5 protein-coding genes are annotated in these 7,587 nt (G+C 44.1%); all 5 read right to left on the bottom strand.

The annotated features are described in order from the left end of the window. Positions 1-198 precede the first annotated feature (198 nt). Positions 199-2,958: a DEAD/DEAH box helicase gene (locus AAHB12_RS07845; RefSeq protein WP_342044887.1), complete on the bottom strand. Its 2,760-nt coding sequence runs from the start codon at positions 2,956-2,958 to the stop codon at positions 199-201. Beyond that, positions 2,948-4,561: an SWIM zinc finger family protein gene (locus tag AAHB12_RS07850; protein ID WP_129727612.1), complete on the bottom strand. Its 1,614-nt coding sequence runs from the start codon at positions 4,559-4,561 to the stop codon at positions 2,948-2,950. The genes AAHB12_RS07845 and AAHB12_RS07850 overlap by 11 nt, the downstream gene beginning before the upstream one ends. A gap of 124 nt (positions 4,562-4,685) precedes the next feature. Next, positions 4,686-4,964, bottom strand: coding sequence for a DUF3910 family protein (locus AAHB12_RS07855; RefSeq protein WP_342044888.1), 279 nt, complete (start codon positions 4,962-4,964; stop codon positions 4,686-4,688). A gap of 181 nt (positions 4,965-5,145) precedes the next feature. Continuing rightward, positions 5,146-5,919 carry an SH3 domain-containing protein gene (locus AAHB12_RS07860; RefSeq protein ID WP_342044889.1) on the bottom strand — a complete coding sequence of 258 codons (774 nt, stop codon included), beginning with the start codon at positions 5,917-5,919 and terminating at the stop codon, positions 5,146-5,148. 1,106 nt (positions 5,920-7,025) lie between these two features. Further along, positions 7,026-7,587 (bottom strand): C40 family peptidase (locus AAHB12_RS07865; RefSeq protein ID WP_342044890.1); only part of this gene is annotated, 562 nt, incomplete at its 5' end.

Raw genomic sequence — 7,587 nt, forward strand, 5'->3', positions numbered from 1 at the left:
TATTTAGATGTCGAAAAATTCTGATTTTTATTTTCATACTTGAACTTATATCTATCTATGTGTAAATAATTCGTCATGATTTTACATAACTCCTTCAGATTAGGAGGAATTCGTGTCTTATCAGCATAAATGAAGTATCTGAAAGGGGAGTATATCAAAAGCTATTAGCAGCACAAGAAAAAGGAGTGCTGCATCATGCTACACTCCTAATAACTCCTTCAATTCATCTGTTGTTAGCTCTGTAATCCAGTTGTCGCTTGTAATAATGGCATCATTGAGCGATTGCTTTCGGTCGAGCATTTCATCAATTTTTTCTTCTAAGGTTCCGGTCGTAATCATTTTATGCACGTGTACAAATCGCTTTTGGCCAATGCGGTAGGCGCGGTCGGTTGCTTGGTTTTCTACAGCAGGATTCCACCAGCGGTCGTAGTGGATCACATGATTGGCAGCTGTTAGGTTCAGACCAATGCCGCCTGCCTTTAGTGAGAGAATGAAAAACTTATAATGCCCATTTTGAAACTGTTCAATCATGTTGTCGCGTTCTGTCTTCCGAACGCTGCCGTTTAGAAAGAGAACCCGTTCTCCTGTTGCTTCTTCGATGAGCTGCTTCAGCATATCTCCCATGCGGATATATTGCGTGAAGATCAGGCAGCTTTCATTGCGATCCTGAATATTGTCTACAAGCTCCAGCAGCTTTTGCATTTTTTCTGAGCGTTCAATCACATCATGCGGCTCTGCTTCCTTTAGGTATAGCGCAGGGTGATTGCAAATTTGCTTGAGCTTATTGAGCATCAGCAAAATAAAGCCGCGTCGTTCAATGCCCGAGAGCGTTTGGATATGAGAGAGTGTATCCTGAACGAGCTGCTCATATAAAGAGGCTTGCTCGACGGTGAGCGGGCAATATTCTTTTTGCTCCTGCTTGTCCGGCAAATTGAGCGCAACATCCGGGTCCTGCTTCGTGCGGCGCAGCAAAAATGGTGAAATGAGGCGCTGCACCTGTTGGATCTTCGAATGATCGTTATCTTTTTCAATCGGTGTTACAAAGCGGCGCTGAAACTGCGGCAGGCTGCCGAGATAGCCATGGTTGAGAAAATCAAAAATGGCCCAAAGCTCAGAAAGCCGGTTTTCCATCGGTGTTCCTGTCAGTGCAATCTTATGATGGGCGTTCAGATGGCGAACGGCGCGGGATTGCTTCGTTTGCGCATTTTTAATATTCTGCGCCTCATCAAGGACAACGCTGCTCCACGTATAGGAAGCAAGCTCCTGTTCATCGAGATTAGCTAACGCGTAGGATGTGAGAACAACATCAGTGTCTTGTAGAGATGACAAGAATTGATCACCCTTTGGCCTGTTGCTTCCGTAATGAAGAGAAACACGTAAGCTTGGCGCAAAGCGTTCCAGCTCTCTTTGCCAGTTTCCAAGCACAGAGGTCGGAGCAACGATGAGCGCCGGTCCTTGGCTTAAGCTATGTTCTTTTGCGTATAAGAAGTAAGCAATGGTTTGGATGCTCTTGCCTAGCCCCATATCATCAGCCAGCAGTGCTCCGAATCCCAAGCCGCGCAAATATAGCAGCCATTCCACACCCTTTTGCTGATACGGCCGCAGCTCGGCGTGCAGCTGCTCTGACACCGAAAGCGGCGGCACTTCACCAATTTCTATTAAGCGGTGCAGCAAGCCCTCATAATAATCATCCAGCTCAATTTCAATTTCAGAAAATGGATCATCCTCATCAAGCTCCTGCACGAGCTCGGCATCGGCGCGAAGCAGTTCCTGTTGCAGAAGATCTTTCATTTGTAAACCATAGCGATCCGCTTTGTCCATGAGCTTCTTTACCTGTTCGATAAATGCTGGGTCCAGCTTAATCCATTGTCCATTAATATTAATCAGTCTGCGATTTTGTTCGACAAGCTGGCGGAATTCCTCCTCTGACAGCTCAATGCCGTTTGTGGAGATGCGCCAATCAAAATTAACAAGCGTATTGATGCCAAAGAAGGATTGACCGCCGTGTGCAGTGTCGCTTTTTACCTTGGCCCGAAGCGAGAAGCCATTTTGGGCGAGCGCCTGCCACCAGGACGGCAGCAAAATATCCACACCAGCCGCCAATAGTTCATTGCTTGCCTCTGTTAAGAAGCGCCATGCTTCTTCTTCAAATAGCTCATGGCGCCACACTCCATCCTCCAGCAGCCATGGGACGAGCTTTCCCCAGCCTTCGTATGCGTTTTGAATGCGGTCTTCATGGCCTTGCCAGCGTTTTGGGAGCGAAGCGGCATTCTCGTATACATATGAGCGCTTTGCCCCCCGTTTTGGAACAAGGACTGTTTCCAGATGCCACATTTCCCCGTCCTCATGGGGCTCTAGCAGGCGAAGACTAATCGTAAACGGTGTATCATCCTCGATATAGCCAATTTTGCGGAGCCAATCCTCTTCATCTGCTGCAGCGAGCAGCTGCTTGAGGGAGAATTCACGGTGGTTATACAGCCGTTTTGCTTTTTCCCACTCCTCGCTTGGCAAGGCCTCCATGTGCAGTGTTTCATTGACCGCATCGGAAAATAATTGTGCAAGCATCGAACCGTTGACCAGGGCGTGTGCCGGCTTCCAAATCGGCTCGTTTGCCCAATGCTCCATGTCCGGTAGGAAGAGTCCTTCCTTGTAGTCACTCCATGCTTCCTGCGCAGCACTTTCAGGCATCCATGCTTCCATGCCGTAGCGTAAGGGAGCGAAGGAGTTCGCTGGGCGCTTTGCTGTATATTCAAGTGCTTGAACAGCGGTTAGGATAAAACCTTCGCGTCCCTTATAGCACTCTTCCTGCAGAAATGTTCCGTAAAATGATGAGGTATGCCATGCAAAAGCATGACGAAGCCAAGAGGAACGCGACACGGGAGCTCCTGTTTCATCCTCTCCCCACAAAAACCATGCTTTTCCTACCCCTGTTAGACGTAGTGTAATTTCAGGTTTCATCGAGCAATTTTCCTTTCTTCAATTCTTCTTGAAATGCCCGCAAGCGGGAGAATGAAGCTGCAAGCTGTGTGATGTAGACATTCCATTCTTCCGTTCGCTTCAATTTCTTGTAGTGAGTACGTAATTTTTTCAGATAGCGAACAGCCAGCTTATAGGCCTGCCTGTTTTTCATTCCGATGGCATCGATTACCCCCTGATGATATAAAGGAAGAACTGCTTCACGGTCTTCTTTTTCTACATCCTTTAATGCTTCTCTTAAGCCTTCGAGCGTTTCAAAGCCGACGAACATCCGGAGCTCTGCCCATGTACGGTATTGCCCTCTTGCAATTAGGTATGTTTCGTATTGCCGTAGGCTGTACGGAAGCAGCTCCTGCAAAATAGTTTCAAATCCGCCAGTGTCGTTTGTGTGATTCACATAATACTCGTAGGAGGAGAGAAACAGCCGGACAATGTCGTTCTGTAAAAACTGGTCTTCAGCTCTGGCCAAATATTGCTTGAGCTTCTTATATGAAAACGAGAGCCAGTGCTCGACGCGGTCCCACTGAAGTTCGGCACATAATTCCTCAACCCAGTAGAAATAAAAGCCGACAAGCATATCCGACTCTGCTTCTAGCAGCTCCATTGCTTCTGTATCCTTTTGGTAGAGAAAGAGGACATGTGACAGGGCAAGTGACCGAAGAAGAGAGGGCTCTGTTGCCTCCAGCTTTGTTTGCTCTTCTAGAAGCCAGTCTGATTGATTCAATACGTCTGTCCAAAGATAGCGATACAAAAAGAAGCGCTCCTGCAGGCAAAGAGTATGCGAAAAGAACAAGGAATGCACAAGATCACTTGTTCGTTTTAAGAGCGGCTCAAATGCAAGCGGAAAGGCAGTGGTTTTTATTTTTTCAATATGCATTTCGACTTCGTCAATAAAGCGGTGCGCCACTGCAGTTGGGCTGAAGTAGGAGTAGGTTTGTTCTGCCGCATATTGCTCTGCCGCTTCAAGCAAACGCTCAAAGGAAAAAAGCGCAGCACTAAGCTCAAACAGCTCACGCAGCGCAGCGGAGCGCGGCGCTTTTTTCAACAGCTTCATATAAAAATCTTCAAAGATGCTCATGAGATAGTACATTTTTCGATATGAATATTTATTTTGTTCTGCTTTAAAGCTTGTAAATTCCCGATCAAAATAACGAAGCCAGCTATCAAAATCAAGCTCATCAAATGTTGATGCCTGAAGCAGCTGCTTTGCTGTTTTTAGCTGAGGCTGAGCAGGCTTTCCTTTATTCTTAAACCGCTTTGAAATCTCTCCTACTTGTCCAAAGCTTGATGCGGCATAAAACAAAACAGCAGCCTGATGCTCGCAATAGTCAATTTCAAAGCAGTCACAGGAGCCTTCTGCTGCATCGTTGGTGGGAAGAGCTGAATCATACACACCGGTTTCGTCTTCTACAGTTCCTTCTAGCACAAAGCCGTTGAATGAAACATTATATACACGGCCTTCCCGATACAGCTGCAGCCCCTTTGCCATGAGGGAGCGATCCGATTCTGCCTTCGGATCCAGCTCTGCAATCATCGTGTCGGCCATCGATAACACATCTTCTTTTTCTAGTGAATGCTGAAGCATACAATCCCTCCGTACAAAAAAGAATTCCATCTACTCATTATAGCCCAATTTTTGAATTATGAGAATTTTAGGCGCTGAGACTCGACTTGTTCATCATTCCAAAAGCCAGCATCAAGGAAGCAAATTAGAGGCATGCTTTGACGTAAGGATCCTGTAGAATCGCCTCAACGAGCGGCATCATCTCATTTGTAAATGGAATATCAATCGGGTATGGCTTCTGTGAGCCAGGCTTCACACCGTATTGTTTACATTCATATTGCACACCAGTGCCGCTTGTCCGAATGATAAGTCTGTAGCGGTTATCATTATCCGCTAATGAAAAGTCGATAGCAACAACCTCATTTTGTTCATCATGATAGCGGCGAGGGGTGCCGATCCAGTCTGGCTTTGCGTGTATATTCATTACAAATCCTCCGTTTCTATTGTTTGCATGTCGGTACTAAGCAGCTGTTTGTATTTTTCTTAATCTTTAAGAAAGCATAAATTTCTGGCTCGCTGCCAATTCGGCGGGTCTTCTTTCATTATAGACAAAAAAGAAGTCTATTTCTCCATGAGAGAAGCAGACTTCTTTATAGTTTCAAGCTTTATTGGTAGACTTTCACTTTTACTGTTTTGCGGCCCCATTGCAGAGCTTGTTGTGTTGTTGGCATTAAAACGTCAATTCTATTGCCTTTAATCACACCGCCCGTGTCACCTGCAATCGCATCACCATAGCCTTCCACCCATACCTTTGAGCCAAGTGGAATTACCTTTGGATCAACTGCAATAAGCTTCACATTCGGGTTTGCCTTCACATTGTAGCCAGTAGCGGTAATGCCCGTTGTTGATTCCCATGGTGTATAAGCAGTTGCTTCTGCATAAAATTCCTTGGCAACAGCTGGTGCTGCAGGTGCTGCAGGCGTTATGTATGGTCTAAATACGTAAGCGGTTTGCCCGTTATAGTTAACCTTCATCCAGCTATTTCCTGCATCAGCCAGTACATGTACAGCTGCTCCTTTACGAAGCTGTGCAAGAACACCATAGCCTGTTCCAGGACCAGTACGTACATTTAAGACGTCCGCACTTACGTGATATAATTGGCCTGTAGGAGCAGGAGTAGTGCTGCTAGTTTCCTTTGTATATGCCGTGCTCACGTAAGCAGTTTTTCCGTTATATTGAATTTGAAGCCAGCCGTTCAGGCGTTGTGTTACATTTAAAGATTGTCCGTTCGTTACTTTTCCCACAACAGCAGAGCTTGTCGTTGGTTGTTGTCGAACATTTAGTGCACTTGCTGTTACAACTGTTGCAGCATCCGCCGAAGATGCAAAAAAACCAAGACTACAAAGTGCAGCTGCTGTCATGCCAAATAATTTCTTCATAATTTCCCCCGTTGCCCGTTGTTTAAGTTGCTATTATTATAGCAACTTTTATACTAGCAAAATGAAAAATTACATAACTAAAAAGTTTCTGTAATATCAATGTAACATTCTGTAATGTATAAAAAATGGGAAAATAGGTGTCGGACCTTGGCGGAATAAGGGTTTTGTAAGCGTTATCGAAAAATGGAATGTAACAGACGAACATGTCTATTTCCTGAGAAATAAATCGAATATCTTCTGTAAATGTCGATATAGAATAAGGCAGTTGCTATTTGTGATTTATTCCTAAAATTCCCTGATTTATCAAGCTTGCTTCTAGCTGAAAATTTATACTTTTACAAGTACAACAAAAACAATGGATTAAACTGTCTGTTTGTGGAAAAATAGGTTGATTCTTTATGAAAAATGTATTATATTAGTAATCGGAAGCGTTTTCAAACAGAGCGGGGTATGATTCAATATACTGTTTAGAGCAGTAATAGGGGAAAGAACTTCCTTCTGTTACTAAGGATTTAAATTCCACAGCGGCTGTTTTCTTTATGGGGATGAAGAAATCGGCATATTTTTAAGGTAATAACCACACACAACAAAAAGGATGCGATAATCGAGGGGATTATCGTATTCTTTTTTGTTTTACATTGATATAGAGTGAAAAAACGATTTTATTCCGCATGATGGGAGTTGAATTTTTTTTTAGAATAATGATTGTGCGTCGATTTTCCAGTGTATCTACTACAATTTTTCTTTACATTTTAAGAACGTGTCAATTTCTAGCTAGAAGACAATTCGACGTAGTGAGAAATTTTAGGAATAAAGTATAAGTAGGGCTACGCCTCTGTCTTCGCCCAAGAGCTAGGCTCGCCAGTCGGCAAGTTTTCTTTAAAGACGAGAAACGATTTCCCGTTTGAGCATTGTATAGCTCTCATGATCTGCTCCCGTCCTTAAAATAAATTATGAAACAAAAGGAAAAGAACGTCCTATTGCTGGAAAACATTCTTTTGCCTTTCTTAATATGCGTACAAATGGGTATCTATTTTCTCTCCTAGAGTAATAGATTTATAATTCAAACAATTGATATAGTAATATACAAATCGCACAAACTGTTTTTAGTTCGTTTTTGCATAACCTAAGAAATGCTGCTGCCAATATGGGTTGCTGAGAGAACTGATGGCAACGCCGGAATCTCCAGCTTGGATAAAGCTGCCGCCTCCAAGGTAAATCCCCATATGAGAAGGACCAGCAGTATAGGTGTTTTGGAAGAAAACAAGATCACCAGGCTGTGGATTTGTCGTCTTAGTTAGGCTGCTCCAATAACCTGCTGTGTTAGTACGTCCAAATGAACTATCGAACTTATGGTAAACGTGATAAACAAAGCCGCTGCAATCAAATCCCGATGGAGTTGTTCCGCCCCAGACATAAGGTGTGCCAACTAATGATTTTGCATAAGACAGCAATGATGCTGCATTATTCGATCCAGCTGTAGATGGCGTTGGTGCAGGAGCAGGAGTTGCAGGAACTGCAGCTGCTACCGGTGTTTCGGAAAGATATGCTTTTGCAACATAGCCAGTTTGTCCATTATAGCTAATTTGGAAGAATCCGTTTTGTTCATTGGATACTTCAAGCTTTTGTCCGAGCTTCACGCTTCCTAGTACTCCATATTGTGAACCT

This window comes from Bacillus sp. OTU530, from assembly GCF_038440375.1.

Coding starts and splice junctions, on each gene's coding strand:
- AAHB12_RS07845 (WP_342044887.1), bottom strand. CDS start 2,958: ATGAAACCTGAAATTACACTACGTCTAACAGGGGTAGGAAAAGCATGG.
- AAHB12_RS07850 (WP_129727612.1), bottom strand. CDS start 4,561: ATGCTTCAGCATTCACTAGAAAAAGAAGATGTGTTATCGATGGCCGAC.
- AAHB12_RS07855 (WP_342044888.1), bottom strand. CDS start 4,964: ATGAATATACACGCAAAGCCAGACTGGATCGGCACCCCTCGCCGCTAT.
- AAHB12_RS07860 (WP_342044889.1), bottom strand. CDS start 5,919: ATGAAGAAATTATTTGGCATGACAGCAGCTGCACTTTGTAGTCTTGGT.